The sequence below is a fragment of the Pseudomonas sp. GM_Psu_1 genome (assembly GCF_026544185.1).
Taxonomy (GTDB): Bacteria; Pseudomonadota; Gammaproteobacteria; order Pseudomonadales; family Pseudomonadaceae; genus Chryseomonas; species Chryseomonas oryzihabitans.
The window spans coordinates 1-764 of sequence record NZ_JALNUX010000037.1; the positions used below are offsets into that span (position 1 = coordinate 1).

At 70.3% G+C, this 764-nt stretch carries 1 protein-coding gene; it reads right to left on the reverse strand.

All coding sequences use genetic code 11. From position 1 onward, the window contains the following. Positions 1-764 (reverse strand): formyltransferase family protein (locus OXS31_RS23340; protein WP_267402361.1); only part of this gene is annotated, 764 nt, incomplete at both ends.

The window sequence follows — 764 nt, forward strand, 5'->3', positions numbered from 1 at the left end:
ACACCAGGCCGGCTTCACGGGCCAGTTGCGGACCGGACAGATAGAGGCCGTTGTCGCCCAGCTGGCCGGCCTGGATTTCCAGGACGCCCTCGCCACAGGCGATGCGCAGCGGCTCCAGGCTCAGCACGCTGCCGGGGGTCTGGTCATGGCTTTCCTGGCGGGCCAGGGCGCTCCAGACGATCAGCTTGCGGTCACCGATCCAGCCGAAGGCGCCCGGATAGGGTTGGGTCACGGCGCGCACCAGGTTGCCCAGTTCCACGGCCGGACGGCTCCACTCCAGCTCGCCATCGGCGGCGCTGCGGCGGCCGAAGGTGGTGGCCTGGCTTTCGTCCTGCTCGCGCTCGGTCAGCCGGCCTTCGGCCAGGGCCGGCAGGCTGTCGCGCAGGAGCGTCTGGCTGGCTTCGCGCAGCTTGGCGTGCAGGGTCAGGGCGGTGTCGTCGGCGGCGATGGCGACGCGCTGCTGGGCGACGATGGCACCGGCGTCGGCGCGCTGGACCATGCGGTGCAGGGTCACGCCGGTCTCGGTCTCACCATTGACCAGCACCCAGTTGGCCGGGGCGCGACCGCGATAACGCGGCAGCAGCGAACCGTGGAGGTTGTAGGCGCCGCGCTTGGCGCAGGCCAGGACGTCGCCCGACAGCAGGTTGCGGTAATAGAAGGAGAAGATGAAATCCGGTTCCAGGGCGCGGATGTGCTCGACCCAGATCGGGTGGTTGACGTCTTCCGGCGCGTGCACCGGGATGCCGTGGCGGGCGCAAAGCTGG